The sequence below is a fragment of the Vreelandella zhaodongensis genome (assembly GCF_013415115.1).
Taxonomy (GTDB): Bacteria; Pseudomonadota; Gammaproteobacteria; order Pseudomonadales; family Halomonadaceae; genus Vreelandella; species Vreelandella zhaodongensis.
On record NZ_JACCDD010000002.1, the window covers coordinates 575,461 to 597,520 of the forward strand.

Sequence of the window (22,060 nt, forward strand, 5' to 3'; positions counted from 1 at the left end):
CACGGAGCGAGACCCCATGAAAAACTACGGTTGCCAATCAATGGCTGCCCCCATGAGCCGCGTACTGATGCGCCGCCCCGGGGATAGCTTGCGCCAAGCGGATCCACATCTCTGGAACTACAATGGATATTTCGATCCAGAGAAGGCAATAGCTCAGTATCAGGCGCTAGTGGAAATGGTCGAGGCAACGGGTGCCGAGATCCTCTGGCTCGAAGACGGCAACGATGGGTTGTCGGACGGCATGTTTACGCGTGATGCTTCTTTGATCACCAAGGCTGGGGCGGTTCTGCTGAAGATGGGAAAGGCACTGCGTGCCCCCGAGCCCGAGAGCCATGGGCGTGCCTACGCGATGGCAAATATTCCAGTTCTCGGGCGATTGACCGGTGAGGCCTTGGTGGAAGGAGGAGATACCCTCTGGCTGGATGAGCACACGCTGGTGGTGGGGTTGGGCTTCCGTTCCAACCGAGAAGGGGTACGCCAATTAAATGAGCTACTGAACCCTCATGGCATTGAGGTGCTAGGCTTCGATCTGCCAGTCTGGTCAGGAGAGACGGCATGCTTGCACTTGATGTCGGTCATTTCTCCTCTGGCTGATGATCTTTACTTGGTGCACCCCAAGCTGATTCCAGCTGCGCTTTGGATACTGATGAAGCAACGTGGCATCGAGCTCATAGCCGCTCCGGAAGCGGAGTTTCATGATTCGCTTGGTTTGAACCTCAACGTCATGCCCTTCAGCCCTCGGGACTGTGTCATGATAGATGGGTTTCCTGGTACCCGTGCCGTGATGGAAGCGCATGGCGTTCGGGTGCGTACTTTCGAGGGTGACGCCCTGTGCATGGCGTGCGAAGGGGGCCCCACCTGTCTAACCAATCCGATTCTGCGAGAGGCATGAGCTTGGCCGAGATAACACTATCCGACCGCAATGAACGTGGTAATGGGCTAATTGAGGCGACGTTGACTTGTATCGCCGAAGAGGGCATATCAAACGCGACGGTGCGCAAGATCGCCAACTATGCGGGTGTCTCCAACGGTTTGATTCGCTTTTACTTCAAGACTAAGGACGGAATCATTCAGGCTGCCTACCAGCGCTTTCTCGAGCGTATCTTCAATGCGGCCTATGAAGCCATGGAGGAACGGGAAGGCGAGCCAGTAGAGCGCCTGCGTACCTTTCTTGGGGCCAACCTCTCGCCGCCGATCGTGACCCCGGAGATGGTGTTGTTATGGGCCAACTTTCTGCCTCTTACCTACCAAGATGCTCGAATGACCGAAATCCGCGAGCAGTGGTACAACATGACCACTCGGTCGTTGAGGGAGTTGATCCGAGAGGCGCTGGCCGCCGAGCAGCGAGTGGTCTCTGATCGGGAGCTGCGCCACCTGTCGATGGCGATCAATGGCATGATCGATGGGCTCTGGATCGAGGGAGCCCTGTCGACGGATAAGCTGGTCACCCAGGAGCTGCGTGAGGTAGGGCTGAATACAGCGGCGAAGATCCTTGGGTTAGAAAGCTTATCCGTTGAGAGGTCATAACGCTCAGCGATTTTTCTGCGGCCTGATGCCTACTCAATATTCTGAATCTGCTCCCGCATCTGCTCGATCAGCACCTTTAGCTCTACCGCGCAGCGGGTTGTTTCAGCCACCACGGATTTTGACGACAGCGTGTTAGCTTCGCGGTTGAGTTCCTGCATTAGAAAGTCCAAACGGCGGCCTTTAGGGCCTTTTTGAGCCAGCTGGTGGCTCACTTCTTCTATATGTGCGGTGAGGCGATCCAGTTCTTCATCTACGTCGGCTTTTTGTGCCACCAGTACCAGTTCGGCTTCCAGACGTTGGGGGTCGAGTTCGGTTTTGGCGACGTCTAAGCGCTCCAGTAGTTGGGCGCGCTGGCGCTCTAAAATTTGCGGCAGCAGGCTGCGCACGGTGGCCACCTGCTCACTCACGGCGGTCAGGCGAGTCGTGATCATCTCAGCGAGTTTTTCGCCTTCCCGGGCGCGGGCGTCGATCAACTCGTTCAGTGCTTGATCAAATAGCGTTTTGGCGGCGGCTTTAATGGCATCTTGATCGAGGTGCTGGGTTTCCATAACGCCGGGTTGGTTAAGCAATGCCAGCGTGGTGGGCGGTACGGCACTGGGCACTTGTTGCTGAATAGCGGCTAGGGCATCGGCAATTTCTTTCAGACGCTGGGCATTAACTGCGGGGGCTTGGTTGGCTTCGGCAGCTTCAAAACGCAGGCTGCACTCTACTTTGCCTCGTGCTAGACGCGTGCGTAGAGCGTCGCGCAGCAGCGGTTCTAGCTCGCGCAGGGCGTCAGGCAGGCGAAAGTGCGGTTCCAGGTAACGCTGGTTCACCGAACGTATTTCCACCTGGAGGGTGCCAAACGGAGCGGCCTGCTCGGTGCGGGCAAAGGCGGTCATGCTGTGTACGTGGCGTGGGCTGGCCATTAAAGATTCCTGTTCATCGCGCATTTAGGTCAGTCTACCCGATCTTGTGCTGGTTGATACGCCTGCCTTGAATAGGCCCATCAGTGACGGCGTTGACGTGTACAATGGAGGACTTTCCTACCCCAAGATAATGTGAGGTGCTATGCGTCCTGATGTTGTTCGCCCTAGCGGCCGCGAAGCCAACCAGCTCCGTGAGATTCGTATAACTCGCGATTACACCCGTCATGCAGAAGGTTCGGTACTGGTGGAGTTTGGCGATACCAAGGTGCTGTGTAACGCGAGCGTGGAAGCGGGCGTACCACGCTGGCTGCGTGGCAAAAATCAGGGTTGGATCACCGCTGAGTACGGCATGCTGCCCCGTGCCACGCACACTCGCAGTGGCCGTGAAGCGACGCGTGGCAAACAGGGTGGTCGTACGCTGGAAATTCAGCGTTTGATTGGCCGTAGTCTGCGCGCGGCAGTGAACTTGAAGAAACTGGGCGAGTTCACCATTACCGTGGATTGCGATGTAATCCAGGCCGACGGCGGAACCCGTACCGCGTCAATTACCGGTGGCTGTGTGGCGCTGGTGGATGCTATTCGCTATTTGCAGCGTGAGAAGAAGATCAAAGGTGACCCCTTTAAACAGCTGGTCAGCGCGATTTCGGTGGGTATCTATAAAGGTGTACCGGTACTAGATCTGGACTACCCGGAAGATAGCAAAGCCGACACCGATCTGAACGTGGTGATGACTGAAAGTGGCGAGCTGATTGAGGTGCAGGGCACCGCGGAAGCAGGTGCGTTTAACCGTGCCGAGCTGAATGCGATGCTTGATCTGGCGGAGAAAGCGGGCAACGAGCTGCGCGAAACACAGCGTGAAGCACTGGGTATTCGCGGCTAAGGCGTTACTTAGCAAGTACCCTACGCGCTTACGCAAACAGGCCAGCTTTTAAGCTGGCCTGTTGCTGAGACGGGTAACGCGACGCGGGAAAGTGAGCGCTTACAGCGCTAAGTCATACTCAACGATCAGCGGTGCGAACTCAGAGAAGGTCGCATCGTAATCAATCCACGCGTCTACCACATGGCGACGGAAGTTGGGGCCGACCAGTTGGTAGTCAATCCGCCAGCCTTCTTGGCGCTCACGGGGCACGTCTTGATTGAGCTTGGGCCACCAGGTGTATTCACCCGCATCGCGATTAATTTCGCGGAAGGTGTCAATAAAGCCCGTTGGGCCAAGCACTTGATCCATCCAGGCGCGCTCTTCCGGACGGAAACCAGAGGTCAGCTGGTTGTCCGACCAGTTAGCCAAATCGACCGTTTTGTGGGCAATATGCCAAGTACCACAGATGATGTATTCACGACGTTTGCGTGACATCTTCGTCAGATACTCTTGGTACTGTTCCATAAACGCTTGTTTGGCTTTTTGATCACTCCCATCAGGCATCAGGAAGGTAGCAATACTGAAGCGGTCATAATCCGCCTGCAGAAAACGCCCTTCATGGTCGCACTGAGGAAACCCCAAGCCGTACATAATGGCCTTGGGGATTTTGCGGCAATAGAGTGCCACACCGGAGAAACCATCTTCTTCGGCATCCAGGAAGTAGCCTTCGTAGCCTTCCGGATAGAGAATATGGTCACCCAGTTCAAAACTTTTTGCCTTGATGTTCTGCACGCAGACCACGTCGGCGTCCTGCTGAGCCAGCCAGTCCAGGAAGCCACGGTCGACGGCATCACGTATACCATTGACATTGATGCTGGCAATTTTCATAAATCGTCCCTTTTGCGTCGCTGCTGTATGATACCCGACGTTTAGACGTTTGGGTAAATAGACAAACAAAATCTTGCTATTTAACCCCGTTTTATTATTGCGTTTGACTTACATTCCTATCGACAAGAGAAGACCGCTGTGGCTACCACTCTACAACCCTACCAACGCGATTTCATTGCCTTCGCTATTGAACAGGGCGTGCTCAAGTTTGGCGAGTTCACGCTTAAGTCGGGGCGAGTAAGCCCTTACTTCTTTAATGCGGGCCTGTTTCAGACCGGCCGCGCCTTGGCCAAGCTGGGCCGATTCTACGCCCAAGCGATTGTCGATAGCGGCCTGAAGGCGGATGTGCTGTTTGGCCCTGCCTATAAAGGCATTCCCCTGGCGGCAGTAACCGCAGCAGCGCTGGCTGACCATCACGACCGCGATATGCCCTACGCGTTTAACCGCAAAGAGGCCAAAACCCACGGCGAAGGCGGCGATATTGTCGGCGCTCCCTTGGCTGGCGATATTTTAATCATTGATGACGTGATTACTGCCGGGACTGCTATCCGTGAAGTCATGGGCCTGATTGAACAAAACAGTGCCCGCGCAGGCGGCGTGATTATTGCACTAGATCGTCAAGAACGCGGCCAAGGCGAACAAAGTGCCATCCAGGAAGTGCAGGCTCAGTATGGCATGCCAGTAGTGAGTATTGTCACCCTAGAGCAAGTGCTTACTTACCTTGAAGAGCATGCCGGAGGCGAAATGCTTGCTTACGCCGAGGCCGTTCGCGCTTACCGCGATCGCTACGGCATCGCGGGCTAAGTGCTACGATCACTCGCAGCCTAGTGCGCCAGCATAGCCTTGCTGGCGCCACGCCTCATAGCTGACGATGGCAACGGCGTTGGAAAGGTTCAGGCTACGGTTATTGGGCTGCATGGGGATGCGCAACTTCTGCTCGGCAGGCAACGCTGCGTGCACCTGGGGCGAAAGGCCTGCGGTTTCCGAACCGAACAGCAGCACATCGCCCAGCGCGAAAGCCGCGTCACTGTGAGCACGGGTGCCTTTGGTGGTAATCGCCCATATCGTGCGCCCCTGCATTGCCGCTTGAAACGCCGTAAAATCAGCATGGCGGGTAACATTGGCTAGGTCACGATAATCTAGCCCGGCGCGGCGCAGCTTTTTCTCTTCGAGATCAAAGCCCAGCGGTTCAATTAAATGTAATCGGCAGCCATTGTTAGCCACCAGGCGCATAATGTTACCCGTGTTGGGTGCCATACGCGGTTCAAATAGCGCTACTTCAAACATTACCACCTGCCTATTATTAACTCATTGTGCGTTCGCCCAGCGCCGCTGATTGTAATGGAATTTGCCAAGAAACACTTGTAGAGGTCACCCTTAACCATGACGCCCCAACCGCCAAAGAGCATTCTTAGTCGCATTAAAGGGCTAAACCCGCGCCAGCAGGAAGCGGTGCGTTATATCGATGGCCCCTGTTTGGTCCTGGCGGGCGCGGGTTCCGGTAAAACCAGTGTTATTACCACTAAAATCGCCTATCTGGTGCAAGAGTGCGGCATGAGCGCGCGCAAAATTGCTGCGGTGACCTTTACCAATAAAGCCGCTCGGGAAATGAAAGAGCGCGTTGGGCAAATGCTGAAGGGCAAAGAGGGCCATGGGCTAACGGTGTCAACGTTTCACAACCTAGGCCTGAATATTATTCGTGGCGAGCTAAAAACCCTGGGCTACAAACCGGGCTTTTCATTGTTCGACCCGGAAGATGCCAAGGCGCTGCTGCGCGATCTGATGAACAAAGACGCTCAGGTAGACGCCGAGCAGATCAACGCAGTGCAGAGCAAAATATCCACGTGGAAGAACGATTTAGTGCTACCCAGCGATGCGCTCTCGTTTGCCGCGGATGATGACGAGCACTTTGCCGCACGGGTCTATGAAGCTTACGTGCGCCACTTGAAAGCCTATAACGCGGTAGATTTCGACGACCTGATTCTACTGCCGGTGGTTCTGCTCCAGCGTGACCCAGAAGCACTGGCCCGCTGGCGGAACAAAATCCACTACATGCTAGTGGATGAGTACCAGGACACGAACGTTTCCCAGTACCTGCTGGTGAAACTGCTGATGGCCGAGCGGGCGACCTTTACCGTGGTCGGCGACGACGATCAGTCGATCTACGCGTGGCGTGGCGCACGGCCTGAAAACCTGGTGACACTTGGTGAAGATTTCCCACGCCTGAACGTCATCAAACTAGAGCAGAACTACCGTTCGACCGGCACTATTTTGCGCGCAGCCAACACGTTAATTGCCAACAACCCCCACGTTTACGATAAAACCTTGTGGTCGGATATGGGCGATGGCGCACCCATTCGGGTCATCGTTAACCGTCATGAAGAGGCAGAATCGGAGCGAGTAGCCAGTGAAATGCTGACTCGGCGTATCAAAGAGAAGGCGGAATGGCGAGACTTTGCGGTGCTCTATCGGGGTAACTTCCAGGCACGCTTGTTGGAACTCAAGCTGCAGCACTACCAAATCCCCTACAAGCTTTCCGGTGGTACGTCGTTTTTCTCCCGCAACGAGATCAAGGACACCATGGCCTACCTGCGGCTGTTGATTAACCCTGCCGACGATAACGCCTTTCTACGCATTGTGAACGTACCCCGTCGGGAAATAGGCCCCGGCACCCTGGAAAAGCTGGCCAACTATGCAACAGAACGCTCTATTTCGCTATTTGCTGCCTGCTACGAGCTGGGGTTAGAGCAAACGCTGCCGACTCGAGCCGTAGAGCGGCTTTCACGCTTTACCCACTTTATTGATGGCGTGCGCAAGCGCATGGATCAAGACGATGCCATCGCGGCCATTCGTGACATGCTGCGTGATATGGATTACGAGGCATGGCTCTATCAGAATGCCAGCGCACCAACCGTCGCTGAACGGCGTATGGCCAACGTATGGGTTTTGATTGATCAGCTAGAAAAGTCGCTTAACCGAGACCCGGAAGATACCGATGATTCCACCGCGACGGAAACCGATGGCGTAGAAGCCGCCATTTCCCGTTTGGTGTTACGAGATATTCTTGAGCAGCAGGCTGAAGAAGACGACTCCGATCGTGTGCAGCTACTCACGATGCACGCCTCGAAAGGGCTGGAGTTTCCCCATGTATACTTGATGGGCTTAGAGGAAGATCTGCTTCCCCACCGCAACGCCATTGAAATGGGCACTGTGGAAGAGGAACGCCGCTTGGCTTACGTCGGCATTACGCGGGCAAGGCGCACGCTGACGCTGACGCTAGCCCGCCAGCGCAAAGCATATGGTGAGCTGATGGACTGCCAGCCCAGCCGTTTTTTAGACGAACTGCCCGGCGATGATTTGGAGTGGGAAGGCCGTGCCGATAAAGAAGACCCCGAAAAAAAGCAGGCACGTGGTAAAGATGCCATTGCCGGTTTGCGCTCACTTTTGGGCTGAGCGCTTTTTATTGGGCCAACCGCAACGCAAAAAAATATCCACAGGGGGTGATAAAAACCCACCTGTGGATAGATTTGTCGTCAACCAATAAGGGTCATGACTTACTGTACTACTGTACTTCTGACACCATATAGTCAACAACAGCGATGATTTCCTCATCAGAACCGGAGCTTGCACCGCGAGGCGGCATGGCACCCATGCCATCGAAAACGCTTTGATACAGCGCATCAACGCCCCGTTCAAGACGTGGAGCCCAGTCGTCAACATCACCAATCAGTGGCGAACCAGCGACACCGTTAGCGTGGCAAGCGACACAGCCCAGGCTGCCGTAAAGCGCTTCACCATCTAAACCGTTGCCACCATTGCTGGCGTCTTCGCTAGCAACCGCTTCTTCATCAGTGGCGGCGTCTGCATCAGCGGCAGCCACGTCTTCGCTCACCGCCTCATCCGCAGCACTATCATCCGCTGCGGCAACATCATCGCTGGCGCTCTCTTCTACTGCTTCAGCACTGGCTTGCTCATCACCAGCACCTAGTTCTGGAACATCCATCACTGGCTCTAACAAGTAAGCCGTTGAGGCTTCAACTTCAGCATCAGAAAGGTTGGGGTTACCACCACGGGCAGGCATAGCGCCAATACCGTTGATCGAGTGTTCAAGTAGCGTGGCGAAGCCTTGTTCTGTACGTTCAGCCCAAGCCGCTTCATCACCGCGAACCGGCGCGCCCGCAGCGCCTGTTTCGTGGCACGCCATACAGATACGGTTGTAGATACCCGCACCGTCTATTTCGTCACCACTACTGGCACTGGCTGCCGGCGCTGCAGCAGAACCGCAGTCCTGCCCTTGCAAACAGAGTTGCCCTACCGGTGCCAGACGCTCGGCCATTGCGTCACGTGCTGCGTCATCGGCATAAGCACCCGATGTGCCTGCCATGACGCCTAGGGCCGCCAGCCCGCTCATGATCAGCTTAGATTTCACTCTCACCACCTCTTGAGTTTTGTCATAAATCGTTTGTGCTCAACCCCTGCGCGCGACAGCACCATCACGCATCTTTCGCAGCCGAGACGCCAAGACATACGTTTCACGCTAGTATACCGAGAACACCAAGCGTAAGAAAATGCTACTAAGCGCGGCAATTCAACCCGCGCTATCATTTGCCTACTCGACCGTAACACTCTTGGCTAAGTTACGTGGCTGGTCCACATCAGTGCCCTTCAAAACCGCCACATGGTAACTCAGAAGCTGCAGTGGCAGCGTGTATAACAGCGGCGCCAGTGCTTCATGGACATGGGGAAGCGTTAGCACGCGAACATCATCCTGTTCGCTAATACCCACTCGCTCATCGGCAAAGACAAACAGCTGTCCACCACGAGCGCGGACTTCTTGCAGGTTCGACTTAAGCTTTTCGAGCAGGTCGTCGTTAGGTGCGACTGAAATCACCGGCATTTCGCTATCTACCAGCGCCAGCGGGCCGTGCTTTAACTCACCTGCGGGGTAAGCCTCAGCATGGATATAGGAAATTTCCTTAAGCTTTAGCGCGCCTTCCAGCGCAATAGGGTAGTGAGCACCACGGCCTAAAAATAGCGCATGATGTTTTTCCGCAAACGCTTGGGAAAGCGTTTCAATTTGGCTATCCAGCACCAATACCTGCTGGCAAAGTGCAGGGAGCGCGCCCAGGGCGGTAACAATATCTTGCTGCTCTGGCTGACCTTTAGCTTTGCTCACTGACAGTGTTAGCAGCATCAGAGCAACCAACTGGGTGGTAAACGCTTTCGTCGACGCCACACCGATTTCTGGGCCTGCCCGTGTCATCAGTGACATATCTGATTCACGCACCAGCGAACTGCCTGGTACGTTGCAAATAGCCAGCGACCCTATGTAACTGAGCGTTTTTGCAAAACGCAATGCCGCCAGCGTATCCGCTGTTTCGCCGGATTGGGATAACGTTACAAAGAGCGTGCCCTCTGGTACTACGGGATGACGATAGCGGTACTCAGATGCTACTTCTACCTGCACGGGCACACCGGCATAGCGCTCTAACCAGTAACGCGCCACTAGGCCGGCATGATAGCTAGTTCCACAAGCAATAATATGAACCTGGCGGGTGCTCTGAAACAGTGCCTGGGCATCAGGGCCAAAGCTTTCAACCAGCACACTGCTGTCGCTTAAGCGCCCTTCAAGTGCAGCGCTTATTACGTCAGGCTGCTCAAAGATCTCTTTGAGCATATAGTGGCGGTAGTTGCCTTTACTGGCTGCTCCATCACCGTGTTCAAAAGTTTGAATTGGTCGCTCCACCGCGTTGCCCTGACGGTCAACGATGCGGATGTCTCCGTGTTCACGAAGCTCGACTAAATCGCCCTCTTCCAAATAAATGAAGCGGTCGGTCACCTGAAGCAGTGCGAGCGGGTCAGAGGCTAAAAAGGCTTCATCGATCCCAACACCCACGACCAGAGGGCTGCCCTGACGAGCACCGACCACCACACTTGGTTCTGCAGCACTCATTACGCCCAGTGCATAGGCCCCACCTAAGCCGTTAACGATTTGCTGAGTCGCTTCGAATAAATTCAATCCGGTTGCTAGCTTTTCAGCAAGTAAGTGGGCAATTACCTCGGTATCGGTTTCGGAAGTAAAGGAGTAGCCACTGGCCTGCAAGGTATCTTTTATGCGCTCATAGTTCTCAATAATGCCGTTATGTACGACTGCGACTTGGTTGCTGCTGTGATGCGGATGCGCGTTCGCTTCAGAAGGTTTACCGTGGGTAGCCCAGCGGGTATGAGCGATACCACAGGTGCCAGGCAAAGCAGAGGTAGCCAACTGCGCTGCTAGCGAGGCTACTTTGCCCAAGGCGCGGTGGCGCGTTAATGCGCCACTGTTCAGCACCGTCATGCCAGAGGAGTCATAGCCGCGATACTCTAAGCGCCTGAGTCCTTCCAGTAGTATTTCTTGCACATTACGTTGTGCTACCGCCGCGACGATGCCACACATAGCCATTTCTCCCTTGGGCGTTTAGAGGCGTTAATAACAAACTGTCGACCTATAAACTGTCGACGTCACCAGTTGATTTACTTGATTTTTTTAACTGGGCGAGGCCAGTCTGATTTCTCTAAATGACGCCCACGGGTTACCGCTAGCGCATGCTCTGCTACGTCTTTCGCAATTGTTGAACCTGCGCCTATCGTGGCTCCTTTGCCCACCGTCACCGGTGCTACCAGCGCACTATTCGAGCCAATAAACGCATTGTCACCAATATCTGTGCGGTGTTTATTCGCACCGTCATAGTTACACGTAATGGTGCCCGCGCCAACATTCACATCGCGACCTAAGCGGGCATCCCCAATGTAACTCAAATGATTGATTTTACTTCCTTCACCAACATCAGCATTTTTAGTTTCAACAAAGTTACCCACCTTTGCTTTAACTGCCAAGCGTGTGCCGGGGCGTAGCCGTGCAAAGGGGCCTATTTGATTCAGGCCAGCAGCTACCGTGCTATCAATCACACTATGGCCGTCGATAGCGCTTTCAGCGCCAATCGTGCTGTTTTTAATAACACAGTAAGGCCCAACATGTACCCCTTCACCCAGCTCTACGTCGCCTTCAAACACGCAGCCAACGTCAATAAACACATCATGACCACAGGTGAGCTTACCGCGTATATCAATTCTTGCCGGGTCAGCTAGTGCAACGCCCTGTTCCATTAATTTGTCGGCTTGCTGCTGTTGGTAAGCGCGTTCCAAACGAGCCATTTGCGCACGGTTATTCACCCCTTCAACTTCTACCGCACTAGCTGGCTGGGCAGTACACACCTTGATGCCTTCGTTTGCAGCCATCTCGATTACGTCGGTTAAATAGTACTCGCCCTGGGCATTTTCAGCAGAAAGTTGAGGCAACCACCGTTTCAACTGAGCACTGGTCATGGCCATAATGCCGGTGTTGCATTCGGTAATGGCAAGCTGGTCAGCACTGGCGTCTTTTTGTTCAATGATAGCCACGGCCTCACCTTCATCATTGCGAACAATACGCCCGTAGCCAGAAGGATCTTCCAACGTAACGGTCAGCAAGCCCATGTGCTGTTCATCAACGTGGCTAAGCAGCGCCGTCAGTGATTCACGGCGAATCATCGGGACATCGCCATACAAAACCAGCACGTTTCCGTTTCCTAGCTGAGGTTGCGCTTGAGCAACCGCATGGCCGGTTCCCTTTTGCTCTTCCTGCACAGCAAACGATACTGCGCTCTCTGCCAACGCTGCGCGAAGTTGGTCAGCACCATGTCCAATCACAACATGAGTTCGAGTAGGGTTAAGCTCACTGGCCGTGTCTAACACATGTTGCACCATGGATTTACCGGCCAAGGTATGCAGCACTTTGGGTATTTGTGAGCGCATACGGGTGCCTTTTCCCGCGGCAAGTATGACAATATCAAGATCCTGCATGGTTTTTTACCTTAGCAATTTAGCGGTTGTCAGCGAGCGTTTCCCAAGCGTTAATTCCCAGCTCATCCATTAGCGCTTCACCGAAGTCATCGACAAATGCTGGGCTTGCTAAGCTGCGCCAGTGCTCGCCATCTTTAATTAGAATGAGCGCGCTAAGATTGTTCTCGAGCACCATTTGTAATCCCTCTTCTTTGCCCGTCGCCATAATCGCTGTAGCCCAAGCATCTGCCCAAGCATTCGACGGGTGGAAAACAGATACTGAGGCAACATCATGTTTCACTGGCAGACCAGTACGCGGGTCAATGGTGTGGGAAAAACGCTCACCATCGACTTCAAAGTAGTTTCGGTAATCACCCGAGGTGGCAACTGAGATATCGCTCAGGGGTAGAATGTGCTGGGCCGTTTGCTCACCATCTTCCGGCACTTCAATACCAATGCGCCATGGGGTCTGATCTTCGACATCACGGTAACCACGGGCAACGATATCGCCTCCCAGGTTGACGAGGTAGTTTTCGATCCCTTGTTGATCAAGATATGCAGCGACGCGATCTGTTCCATGCCCTTTAGCAACACCGGAAAGGTCAGCGAACACATCGCGAGTACGCCGAGCCTGCATTCGCTCGACGTCAACATCCACAGCGTCATAGCCAATGGTTGCCAAGCGTTCATTTAACTCATCCTCTGAAGGCACTTCTTCGGGGCGTGCTTCAGGGCCAAAACTCCATAGGTTAACGACACTGCCCACGGTGATATCGAATGCACCATGGCTTGCTTCTGCCACTGAACGACTAATCGCCAACACTTCGATCAACTCATTGGAAAGCGGCTGCCATTCGTTAAGTGGGGCCTCGTTAAAGGCGATAAGCTCCGCATCATCACGATATGTTGACATCGCTTGATCAACACTCTCAAGCTCGGCAAGAAAGCCCTCTTCCAGCGCGTTTGCTTCACCCTGGGTGAGAGGCTCCGCTAACGTTACTTGATAGAAAGAGCCAAAGATCCCGCCTTCAAAGCGAACAGGCGTATCGAGTGGTCGGTCATTCTCTGAGCATCCAGTTAGTATAAAGGTGGTCACCAGCACTAGGCTGCTAACACGCAATAACCGGTGATTGCTTTTCATCGTATTTCCCTTGAGCAATATTCGCTGTTATTAGAAGTGGAAAAACCACAACAGCCAAGCACCAAACAGCACTCGGTACACCACGAAAGGTTGCATACCTAGCTTTTTAATGACAACCAAGAAGTAGTGTATACAGAGGTACGCGCTAATTCCCGAAAGAAGCGTACCAACAATCATGGCAGGCCAATCTATCGGCTCTGGGGTGCCTATCAACCCAACTACTTCTAATCCCCCTGCCAGAACGATGACAGGAATTGAGAGAAGAAAAGAGAAGCGTGCCGCACCTTCGCGGCTCATACCCACCAGCAGCGCGGCCGTGATCGTAATCCCCGAGCGAGAGGTGCCCGGTATCAGTGCCAACGCCTGCGCGAAGCCAATGATGAGCACATCCTTTACGCGCATATGGTACTCGCTGCGACTTCCGCGTTTTTTCCAATCCGCGTAGCCTAGCAGCAAACCGAAAACGATAAGGCTAATGCCTATAATCAGCGTCGAGCGCATATGGTCGGCGATAAGGTCGCGCCCAAGAAAACCAATAACACAAACGGGAAGCGTCGCGAGTACCACCCATAGCGCCAACTTGGCGTCTTCATCAACACCTTTACCTTGTATGGCACTTAGGCTGCTTGAGACCATGCGGAAAATTTCATGGCGAAAGTAGAGGATAACTGCCGCTAAACTGCCAATATGCAGCGCAACGTCGAAAGCAAGGCCTTGATCTTCCCAAGCAGTGAGAACGGGCACCAAAATCAAATGCGCTGAACTCGAAATAGGCAAAAACTCTGTTAGTCCTTGTACTACCGCTAACACCACTACCTGGAGCCAATCCATAGGTCGTCCTGTTAATGTTACGTCGTTAAATGAAGCTTACCCACGTGCAGTGGCGCTAAGGATACACATCCCTTTATTCGTTGTCCGTACTCGGGATACACGCAAATTCGTAAGAAGGTATAGAGCCAGGGCCGTCGTAAGCTACAATAGGCATCTATTAGAAGTGCGCGTCCCGACAAGGTACCTCATGACTCAGACCGTAGAATCACCAGTGGTTCCCAAACGTGAGCTAGATAGCCGAGAAGCCAAGCGCGTCACCTACATTGGGGCGTGGCTGGATGGCATTCTTAGCGTTGTCAAAGTAGTCGTAGGCTTTCTGGTTGGTTCAGCCGCCTTGATTGCTGATGGTATCCACTCTCTGTCGGATCTTGTAACTGACGGCTTCGTGCTGGCTGCTATCCATTATGGGCGCCAGGAGCCTGACGACGATCACCACTACGGTCATGGACGAATTGAGACACTGACGACGCTGCTGCTGGGCAGTGTGCTTATCTTTGTTGCTGGGGGGATTGCGTGGTCTAGCTTAGATCGTCTGTTTAGCGGCACTGCGGTAGGCGCGCCTGGGATTATTGCTATTGTGATCACCATCGCGGCCCTGCTTAGCAAAGAGTGGATTTTTCGTTATACCATGCGCGTTGCCAAACGCGTGAACTCAAAGCTTCTTGAAGCCAATGCCTGGCATTCGCGCAGCGATGCACTCTCCACACTAGTGGTGCTAATAGCGCTGATTGGCGCACAGTTTGGTTTTGGCTGGTTAGATGCCGTTGCTGCGATTATCGTCGGTTTGCTAGTGGGTAAAGTCGGCTGGGATTTGTTGTGGGAGTCTGCCAGAGAGCTTGTGGACACTGCGTTGCCTGAAAACGTTCAGCAACAGATGCATGACGTTGCCTGTAGCGTGCCGGGCGTCGATAGCGTTCACGACTTACGTACCCGCCAGTCAGCTGGCTGGGTAATGGTTGACCTGCATGTTGTGGTTGGACCAAAAATTACCGTATCGGAGGCACACGAGATCGGTAACGAAGTGAGCCGCCGTCTACGCCATGAGTTTCCGCTTCTCACCGATGTTATTTTTCACGTTGACCCAGAAGATGACGCCGGAGAAGGTGACCCCAGCCGCTTACCGGGACTGCCGCTGCGTCCTGAAGTGGAAGCGGCACTGAATGAGAGATGGTATATGCATCCTGTGTGGCGCACGCTGAGTGAACTTCAGCTGCACTACCTTGACGGCAAAGTCTCGGTTTCCCTGGTGATTGGTGATGCCGTTAATCAACCGCCACAGTGCTTGGCCAGCCAACTGAAGGGATTGGCTAGCGATATCGAGTGGTTAGGCCACGTAGAAATTCTGTTTATTACTCGCGCAGCAAGTAATGCACCTTAATATCCATGGGTTACACGCTGTTCTACAACGCTGGAAAGTGCCACCCTGGCGCACTCTACTATGGCGCACCACCCTCTACAGCGGCTTATGGTGGGTACTGACAGAAGGTACCGGCAGTGTTTGGATAGGTGTTCCTCTGGCACTTGCTATTGCGCTTTGTGCGCCACTTAATACCAACACATGGTCAGCTCATTTACGCTGGTGGAAACTTCCTGCCTTTATCGGCTTTATGGTGAAACTAAGCGTAAGCGGTGCAGTAGAAGTTGCTAAGTTGGCGTTAAGCCGACGTTGTGATGCCAATACGCATACACGTGTCTATTATTTCCGCTTGCTTACCTGTCCATCTCATCAATTATTAATGGCTAATTTGGTTAATCTAACGCCTGGTACGCTCACCCTACGCATTAGTGACGACACGCTTTATATTCACATTCTCCACCACCCTCAGATAGCGGCTCAGCTTCGCGAACTTGAAAGCCGTATCGCTGAACTTTATGGTTTAAAGCATGGGCGTTGAAGAGTGGATTCGGCTTGTTTATATCATTGCCAGCGCTGTGCTGCTTGCAAATGCGGTGGTATCGCTTTGGCGACTCTATCTTGGGCCTACCAACGCTGACCGTATGCTGGCAGTGGAGTTTTTCACGACCTCGACGTTGGCCATTGTATTGCTGTTTAGCGCCTACTTTACGTTACCGGCACTGATCGATATTGCTCTGCTCTTTGCTCTATTGGCCGCGCTGGGCACGGCTAATTTTGTTGTTCGCCATCATTCATCTCAACGGAAGGAGCCTAATGATGATGGGTGATCTGCTAGGTATAGCCCTTATTCTATTAAGCCTGCCCTTTTTTATTGCCAGTACGGTTGGCTTGCTGCGCTTTCCCGATGTTTATGCGCGGCTTCATGCACTTACTAAAGCGGATAACGTTGGCTTAGGACTCATTTGCTTAGGCCTTGCCGTGCAGGCCGACAGTGTCGCCGTTGGACTTAAAATAGTGTTGATTTGGGGGCTATTGCTTTTAGCCTCCAGCACGGGAGCCACTCTTATTTCCACTTCAGCCTTACGTCACGGCCACCCGCCCAGACAACGTAATGACGTGGATAAACATGCTGGCCGTTGACCTTCTACTTACGTTGGCAGCGCTTGCGACCGCTGGGCAGTGTCTATTACTTCCTGGATTATTTCGTGCGGTTGCCAATTTAATGGCCTTTGGTCTGGTGATGGCGCTTATTTGGGTCCGTTTAGATGCCCCTGATGTGGCCCTTGCGGAAGCTGCGATTGGCGCTGGCATTACGGGCGCACTGTTACTCACCGCCGTGGGGCAACTTCCCGCTTCTCAGCGACAGCTGCACCATGAGCACTACCGTGTGCCACGGCGATTTATTCCAATGACGATTATCGTGGTGTTCGTTGGAGGTGTGCTGTGGGCGACAATGCTCGCTCTCCCTAAAGTAGGGCTAGTTAAGGAAATAGCGGCTGTACTCCCTGAGAGCGGTGCTGAGCACGCAGTAACGGCGATATTACTTAACTTGCGTGGTATCGATACCTTATTGGAAATTGCCGTCATGCTATGCGCTGTTGCGGCGATTTGGTCTCTTCAGAGAGCTATTCCTCCGCCCGCATTAGAGCTCAACTACCCTGGACTTACAACGCTGGCACGCTGGCTACACCCCCTGTTTTTATTAACCTTTAGCTACTTTCTCTGGCAGGGTACCCATGCACCGGGCGGTGCTTTTCCAGCAGGCGCCGTATTGGGAGCTGGCGGCGTACTATTGTTACTCACTGGGAGTATTGGGTGGATGTATCGTCATTATTACAACCAACTCTTACGCTGGTTATTAGCCGCCGGATTATTACTCTTTCTTGCCACGGCGCTCGCTGGCTTACTGATGACAGGTTCACTTTACGGCCTACCGCCGCAACTGGCAGGCTATTTTATTATTGCCATTGAAGTCGCCGCTGCGCTGTCGATCGCCCTTATGCTGATGACTTTTTACCTATTTGGGCGACCGAGAAGTTAGCCGTGATAACAACTATGACGCAGTCGCTCATCCACGTTACTGGCACAACAGACGCACTTTTCGCCCTGCTTGCTTCTATACTTGCGGCAATGGCACTAGTGAGCCTTTTCACGGCTCGCCACCTCATTCGTCGTCTACTAGCCCTTAATATTCTATCCAGTGCTGTCTTTTTGCTCCTGGTGTTAACCGCTCGCACCGCTAATGGTATCGACCCGGTTCCTCATGCGTTGGTACTGACGGGGATCGTGGTCGCGGTTAGCACCACCGCGGTTGTATTAGCCCTCTATTTACGTCGCTATCGTCGGGAGCCACCATGCTAATGCTCCCCTCTATCAATGCCTCTTTAGCTTTTAATACCCTCCCTGTGCTTTTGGTCATCGTGCCGCTATTACTGTCAATTGCGGCATTCACTCGCCTTTTAAGCATCCGTCATCAACTGGTGATTGGCATACCATTGATTGCGCTAGGCAATGCGACAGGGGCGTGGTTGGTCGACCATAACCTTGCCTTGGTTCTAGATGGCTGGCTATTAGGAGGCTGGGCACTACCAATCGGTATCCGTTGGGCTCTGGAACCAACGTCATTGGTCCTGCTGACGTTAACCACGGTAGTGGCTATTGCCGCAAGCCTGTCTAGCGCAGGTGATCGAATTAAACGGCATGAATACTGGACGCTATGGTGGTTAATGTGGGCAGCACTTAACACGCTATGGCTTTCGCGAGACCTGTTTAATGTGTACGTCGCACTTGAACTGTTGTCCTTGAGTGCAGCGGGTTTGGTGGCACTGTCACCCAAAGATCCTTATGGGTTTTCCGCTCTTCGCTATGTGCTGGTGGCACTGATTGCATCGTTACTGTATCTCCTTGGGGTGGGGCTGATGTATGGCACCCATGCCACGCTGGATATCGACTTACTCAACGAGCGGGCAACTTCTGATACGTTGCATGCTATTGCAGCACTGTGCATGACGCTCGGACTGATGATGAAAGCGGCGCTCGTGCCGTTGCACAGCTGGCTGCCCCAAGCGCACTCGCGTGCGTCTCCTGCAGTGAGTGCGATGCTGTCAGCTGTGGTCGTCGCCGTTGCACTCTATTGGCTGTGGCAGCTGTGGCTGGGGCCATTCAAGATGCTTTCCATGCAGCCGTTGTTTGCCTTTTTAGGCGGACTTTCGCTGTTATGGGGAGGCGTTAATGCACTTCAACAAACACAGCTGAAGCGTTTGATTGCCTATTCCACAATTTCCCAGATGGGTTACGCGCTGCTTCTCCTGAGCCTATCTACGGATGCCAGCTCCCACGCGTTAGCGCAACAGGGTGCCACGACGCTACTGGTAGCCCATGGTTTAGCAAAAGCAGGGCTTTTTCTAGCCGCCGGCTACTTGGTTTTTTATCATCAAGGGGATCAACTCCAGCAATTCACTGGCAGCACCTATCGGCTCCCCTGGCTTTGGGCAGGGTTTGCCCTTTGCGCAGCAAGCCTTGTAGGGCTGCCTCCCAGTGGTGGCTTTGTTGGTAAGTGGTGGTTATTTATGGGGTTGTGGGAGCAGCAGCGCTGGCTAAGCGCCACGGTTTTTTTGCTAGGCACTCTGCTTACCGCTGGCTACTTAACCCGAGTGATCGCCATTGCGTTACGTCCAGCGCCCCTTCCGTTAGCCACAGCATGTTCTTATGCAGGGCTACTTCCGTTGCTACTCGGCTGTCTGGCGTGGGGGGTCGGTATGACATTGGTGATTCAGAATGGTTATCTTGCATTGCCTAGCATTGATCGCACCACCCGTTATTTTGCGCTCCCTGCGCTGTTGATTTGGCCATTGATACTCCTTTGGCAGTATCGGCACCCGTCACCTCCCTCGCGTTTTTTCGCTGTCATACTGTGGCTAACCGCACTATTCCATGTCATTGCTCTCACTTCTCAAGACTGGCTAACGTTTTATACCGCGCTAGCATGGTTGGGAATATTGGGTTGGCTACTCATACTTCATGGTAAGGCCAGTACAACGCCACAGGCAGGCCGAACGTATTTAGCCATGATGCTAGTGGCTGAAGTACTTCTATTTGCGGCCACCGCCAGCATGGCGCTCCAGGGGTCGCTGGCCTTTGAAAAGGCCACCTTTGCGTCCCTATCAGTAGCCACTGCGCTACTTGTGGGAGGCGGTTTGGCCATTAAGTCAGGTGTATTGGGTGTCCATGGCTGGCTACCTATCGCTCATCCTGCGGCACCGGCGCTGGCCAGTGCGTTACTTTCTGGTGTGATGATCAAACTAGGGGTTCTAGGTGCGCTGCGCTTAACACCTGACAATGCTTCCGCTGTAACCGCTGGCGAGATGCTGTTTTACTGGGGTGTTTTAGCGGCCCTTTATGGCGGTGTGCAAGGCACTTTTTCGGGAACGCCTAAAACTGTGTTGGCGTGGTCTAGCGTCGGCCAAATAGGCCTGCTCTCTGCAGGGGTGGGCATCCTGCTACTAGTACCTGGCAATGACACACTGCGCACGCTCATCATGCTGCTGGTGATCAGCCACGGCTTGGCGAAATCAGCTCTCTTTATAGGTGCCGGGCAGTGGGGGGCACTTTCTGGCAGACAACGCCGGATCATCGGTGCTGGCATGACAATCGCTGCGCTCACACTGGTAGGCGTTCCGTTCAGTGGCGGGCTCTATATTAAAAGTTGGCTAACTTATGCCATCAGCACTCAAGGTTTCGCCGGTGAGCTGCTGACGTTTGCCAGTATCGCGACCGCAGGTGCAATGCTGCGTTATGGTTGGCTGTTACTGAAACAACCCGCCGCCGATGCCCCTTTGAATACTGCCCCCTTGGTAAGCCGTTGGCTGTGGGCAGGCTGGTGGCTACTATGTGCCAGTGCGTGGCTGGTACCACTCATATGGCAGTGGTGGTTACCCTATCCGGGTAGCTGGATGGCCGCGAACATAAAAGCACTCGGCGTCATCACCGTTAGTGGGAGCGTGGCAGTGGCTACTCTTTACCGGTGCGCTACCTTCCAGGTTAAACCAATCACGTTATCACCTCTGACTCAGTTCCCCTGGCGCCAGGCGACCCGTAGTCGGTTCGCCTGGAGGGTAGAACGCCAGCTGCGTCACTGGCCGGTGATAGGCGTCATGCTGGTTAGCGTTTCTAGCCTGTTTTTAATCATTTACCTTTGACGGCCATTTACGCAACCGCTTACATAGCCACATCCGATAGAATAACGGTGGCAATGCTGAAATAGATCAATACCCCCGAGGCATCAATAAGCGTGGTTACCAACGGAGCTGACGCGGTTGCAGGATCGACCTTGAAACGCTCTAGTACGAATGGCAGGCACATGCCGATCATGCTGCCAAATAACACAATGGTGACCATGCTAAAGGCAACCACCATCGCCACGGCCTCGCCGCCCCTGATAACACCGATAGGCGCGACCGCAATGGCCATCGTAAGCCCTAATGAGCCTGCCACCAGCAGTTCACGGCCAAGCATCTTACTCCAATCTTTCACACCGATATCACCAGTTGCCATACCACGTACCATCAGTGTGGCAGCCTGAGCCCCTGCGTTACCGCCACTACCAATGAGTAGTGGTAGAAAAAATACCAACGCGACTTGGGCGGCAATCGTATCTTCAAAGTAGGCAATGCCTGCCCCTGAAAAAAGATTGGCAAACACCAATAGTACCAACCAAGTGACACGCTTGCGGTAAAGGGTCCACAACGTCACTCGGCTAACGCCATCTTCCAATTGGCCGATAGACATACCCTTGTGGATATCTTCGGTGGCTTCCGATTCGGCAACATCCATGGCGTCATCGTGGGTGACGATACCGACCATTCGGCCATCGGCATCTAGCACGGGAAGCGCAAGTAAGTCGTAGCGAGCAACAATACGTGCAACTTCTTCCTGCTCTTCATCAACAGGTGTGCTGATGACATCTTTAATCATGATGTCGTCAACTAATGCCCCCGGGCGGGCCACCATTAGCTGGCGCAATGACATGGTACCTATCAGTTGCCCGTCGCTATCGAGCACATAGAGCTGATAAACCGTTTCAGCATCAGGGGCGGTTTGGCGTACCCGCATCATGGCTTGCGACACCGTCATGCCACTGGCTATTGCCACATAGTCAGAGGTCATGATGGCGCCTGCGGTACCCTCTTCATAACTCGATAGACGCTTTAAGTCTTCCCTCTCCTGGTGCGCCATACGCCGCAGTAAAGCTTCGCGGCGGTCTTCTCCAAGCAGATTAAACAAATCCGCCCGTTCATCAGAGCCCATCTCTTCGAGCAGCTTGAGCACCTGGGTATCCGACAGCTCTCCCACCACTTCAAGCTGACTTTCACCAGGCAAATAACCCAGTACGTTGGCAGCACGCTCGGTAGAGAGAATATCGAGTATAGACAGTGCTGCAGGAAGCTGTTCGTCCTCTTCGATAAACTCTTCTAGTACTTCGCCAATATCCGCCGAGCGAATCTCGGCTAAACGCTCAGCTAATAGCGTTTTGTTTGGATCCTCTTTAACCAGCTCGTCAAGCAGCTCTGTTTTCAGTTCCTGCAAGGTTTCATCGTTCAATGACATTGCTATCTCCCTGTATGCAGACGCGTATTGTGCAGCTAACGTGTTACGAACGGGTATTACCGACGAGCTTCTCTACGCGAAAA

The 22,060-nt window shown here is 53.5% G+C and carries 21 protein-coding genes; 12 read left to right on the plus strand and 9 right to left on the minus strand.

The window, feature by feature from the left end:
• The first annotated feature begins 16 nt into the window (after positions 1–16).
• Together HZS79_RS05990 and HZS79_RS05995 are read left to right on the plus strand one after the other, a co-directional pair.
• A complete protein-coding gene (locus HZS79_RS05990; RefSeq protein WP_179927318.1) occupies positions 17–892 on the plus strand; it encodes a dimethylarginine dimethylaminohydrolase family protein in 876 nt (291 codons plus the stop codon).
• Positions 889–1,527: a TetR/AcrR family transcriptional regulator gene (locus HZS79_RS05995; RefSeq protein ID WP_179927372.1), complete on the plus strand. Its 639-nt coding sequence runs from the start codon at positions 889–891 to the stop codon at positions 1,525–1,527. The genes HZS79_RS05990 and HZS79_RS05995 overlap by 4 nt, the downstream gene beginning before the upstream one ends.
• 29 nt (positions 1,528–1,556) lie before the next feature.
• On the opposite strand, the gene HZS79_RS06000 is transcribed toward HZS79_RS05995, so the two are convergent.
• On the minus strand, positions 1,557–2,435 hold the full coding sequence (locus HZS79_RS06000; RefSeq protein ID WP_179927319.1) for a YicC/YloC family endoribonuclease: 879 nt from the start codon (positions 2,433–2,435) through the stop codon (positions 1,557–1,559).
• 142 nt (positions 2,436–2,577) lie between these two features.
• Between HZS79_RS06000 and rph the strand changes: the two genes are divergently transcribed.
• Entirely contained in the window at positions 2,578–3,315 is a 738-nt protein-coding gene (rph, locus tag HZS79_RS06005; RefSeq protein ID WP_162218069.1) for a ribonuclease PH, read from the plus strand.
• Between the two features lie 99 nt (positions 3,316–3,414).
• Here rph and HZS79_RS06010 read toward each other — a convergent pair whose 3' ends face one another.
• Positions 3,415–4,182: an exodeoxyribonuclease III gene (locus HZS79_RS06010; RefSeq protein ID WP_009098157.1), complete on the minus strand. Its 768-nt coding sequence runs from the start codon at positions 4,180–4,182 to the stop codon at positions 3,415–3,417.
• 138 nt (positions 4,183–4,320) lie between these two features.
• Here HZS79_RS06010 and pyrE point away from each other — a divergent pair, with 138 nt between their 5' ends.
• Entirely contained in the window at positions 4,321–4,986 is a 666-nt protein-coding gene (gene pyrE / locus HZS79_RS06015) for an orotate phosphoribosyltransferase (RefSeq protein ID WP_179927320.1), read from the plus strand.
• Between the two features lie 9 nt (positions 4,987–4,995).
• Here pyrE and HZS79_RS06020 read toward each other — a convergent pair whose 3' ends face one another.
• Positions 4,996–5,469 carry a tRNA (cytidine(34)-2'-O)-methyltransferase gene (locus tag HZS79_RS06020; protein ID WP_162218071.1) on the minus strand — a complete coding sequence of 158 codons (474 nt, stop codon included), beginning with the start codon at positions 5,467–5,469 and terminating at the stop codon, positions 4,996–4,998.
• Positions 5,470–5,565: 96 nt separating this feature from the next.
• On the opposite strand from HZS79_RS06020, the gene rep reads away from it, so the two are divergent.
• The gene (gene rep / locus HZS79_RS06025; protein ID WP_179927321.1) at positions 5,566–7,635 is read left to right on the plus strand and encodes a DNA helicase Rep; all 2,070 of its coding nucleotides are present in this window, start codon (positions 5,566–5,568) and stop codon (positions 7,633–7,635) included.
• A 109-nt stretch (positions 7,636–7,744) separates the two neighbouring features.
• Here the strand turns inward: rep and HZS79_RS06030 are convergent, their stop codons facing one another.
• The 5 genes from HZS79_RS06030 to HZS79_RS06050 all read right to left on the minus strand — a co-directional run bounded on the left by HZS79_RS06030 (position 7,745) and on the right by HZS79_RS06050 (position 14,014).
• Positions 7,745–8,611 (minus strand): c-type cytochrome, encoded by an 867-nt coding sequence (locus HZS79_RS06030; protein ID WP_162218073.1) that lies wholly within the window; start codon positions 8,609–8,611, stop codon positions 7,745–7,747.
• 180 nt (positions 8,612–8,791) lie between these two features.
• Complete coding sequence (gene glmS / locus HZS79_RS06035) at positions 8,792–10,618, minus strand: glutamine--fructose-6-phosphate transaminase (isomerizing) (protein ID WP_162218077.1); 1,827 nt, start codon at positions 10,616–10,618, stop codon at positions 8,792–8,794.
• Between the two features lie 77 nt (positions 10,619–10,695).
• The gene (gene glmU / locus HZS79_RS06040) at positions 10,696–12,063 is read right to left on the minus strand and encodes a bifunctional UDP-N-acetylglucosamine diphosphorylase/glucosamine-1-phosphate N-acetyltransferase GlmU (RefSeq protein WP_179927322.1); all 1,368 of its coding nucleotides are present in this window, start codon (positions 12,061–12,063) and stop codon (positions 10,696–10,698) included.
• A 19-nt stretch (positions 12,064–12,082) separates the two neighbouring features.
• Entirely contained in the window at positions 12,083–13,183 is a 1,101-nt protein-coding gene (locus tag HZS79_RS06045) for an FAD:protein FMN transferase (RefSeq protein ID WP_179927323.1), read from the minus strand.
• A gap of 30 nt (positions 13,184–13,213) precedes the next feature.
• On the minus strand, positions 13,214–14,014 hold the full coding sequence (locus HZS79_RS06050) for an undecaprenyl-diphosphate phosphatase (protein ID WP_179927324.1): 801 nt from the start codon (positions 14,012–14,014) through the stop codon (positions 13,214–13,216).
• A gap of 187 nt (positions 14,015–14,201) precedes the next feature.
• Here HZS79_RS06050 and HZS79_RS06055 point away from each other — a divergent pair, with 187 nt between their 5' ends.
• Genes HZS79_RS06055 through HZS79_RS06085 form a run of 7 tightly spaced genes read left to right on the plus strand, consistent with a single transcriptional unit; the run spans position 14,202 to position 20,569 of the window.
• Entirely contained in the window at positions 14,202–15,392 is a 1,191-nt protein-coding gene (locus tag HZS79_RS06055) for a cation diffusion facilitator family transporter (protein ID WP_179927325.1), read from the plus strand.
• Positions 15,382–15,909: a Na+/H+ antiporter subunit E gene (locus HZS79_RS06060; RefSeq protein WP_179927326.1), complete on the plus strand. Its 528-nt coding sequence runs from the start codon at positions 15,382–15,384 to the stop codon at positions 15,907–15,909. Before HZS79_RS06055 ends, HZS79_RS06060 begins: the two co-directional genes overlap by 11 nt.
• Positions 15,899–16,198 carry an MrpF/PhaF family protein gene (locus HZS79_RS06065; RefSeq protein ID WP_218927940.1) on the plus strand — a complete coding sequence of 100 codons (300 nt, stop codon included), beginning with the start codon at positions 15,899–15,901 and terminating at the stop codon, positions 16,196–16,198. The genes HZS79_RS06060 and HZS79_RS06065 overlap by 11 nt, the downstream gene beginning before the upstream one ends.
• Positions 16,188–16,511: a monovalent cation/H(+) antiporter subunit G gene (mnhG, locus tag HZS79_RS06070; RefSeq protein WP_162218084.1), complete on the plus strand. Its 324-nt coding sequence runs from the start codon at positions 16,188–16,190 to the stop codon at positions 16,509–16,511. The genes HZS79_RS06065 and mnhG overlap by 11 nt, the downstream gene beginning before the upstream one ends.
• The gene (locus HZS79_RS06075) at positions 16,483–17,412 is read left to right on the plus strand and encodes a hydrogenase subunit MbhD domain-containing protein (protein ID WP_238401396.1); all 930 of its coding nucleotides are present in this window, start codon (positions 16,483–16,485) and stop codon (positions 17,410–17,412) included. The genes mnhG and HZS79_RS06075 overlap by 29 nt, the downstream gene beginning before the upstream one ends.
• A 14-nt stretch (positions 17,413–17,426) precedes the next feature.
• Positions 17,427–17,732 carry an NADH-quinone oxidoreductase subunit K gene (locus tag HZS79_RS06080; protein WP_162218085.1) on the plus strand — a complete coding sequence of 102 codons (306 nt, stop codon included), beginning with the start codon at positions 17,427–17,429 and terminating at the stop codon, positions 17,730–17,732.
• On the plus strand, positions 17,726–20,569 hold the full coding sequence (locus HZS79_RS06085) for a proton-conducting transporter transmembrane domain-containing protein (RefSeq protein ID WP_246311407.1): 2,844 nt from the start codon (positions 17,726–17,728) through the stop codon (positions 20,567–20,569). The genes HZS79_RS06080 and HZS79_RS06085 overlap by 7 nt, the downstream gene beginning before the upstream one ends.
• A gap of 19 nt (positions 20,570–20,588) precedes the next feature.
• On the opposite strand, the gene mgtE is transcribed toward HZS79_RS06085, so the two are convergent.
• Complete coding sequence (gene mgtE / locus HZS79_RS06090; protein ID WP_162218086.1) at positions 20,589–21,977, minus strand: magnesium transporter; 1,389 nt, start codon at positions 21,975–21,977, stop codon at positions 20,589–20,591.
• Between the last annotated feature and the right edge of the window lie 83 nt (positions 21,978–22,060).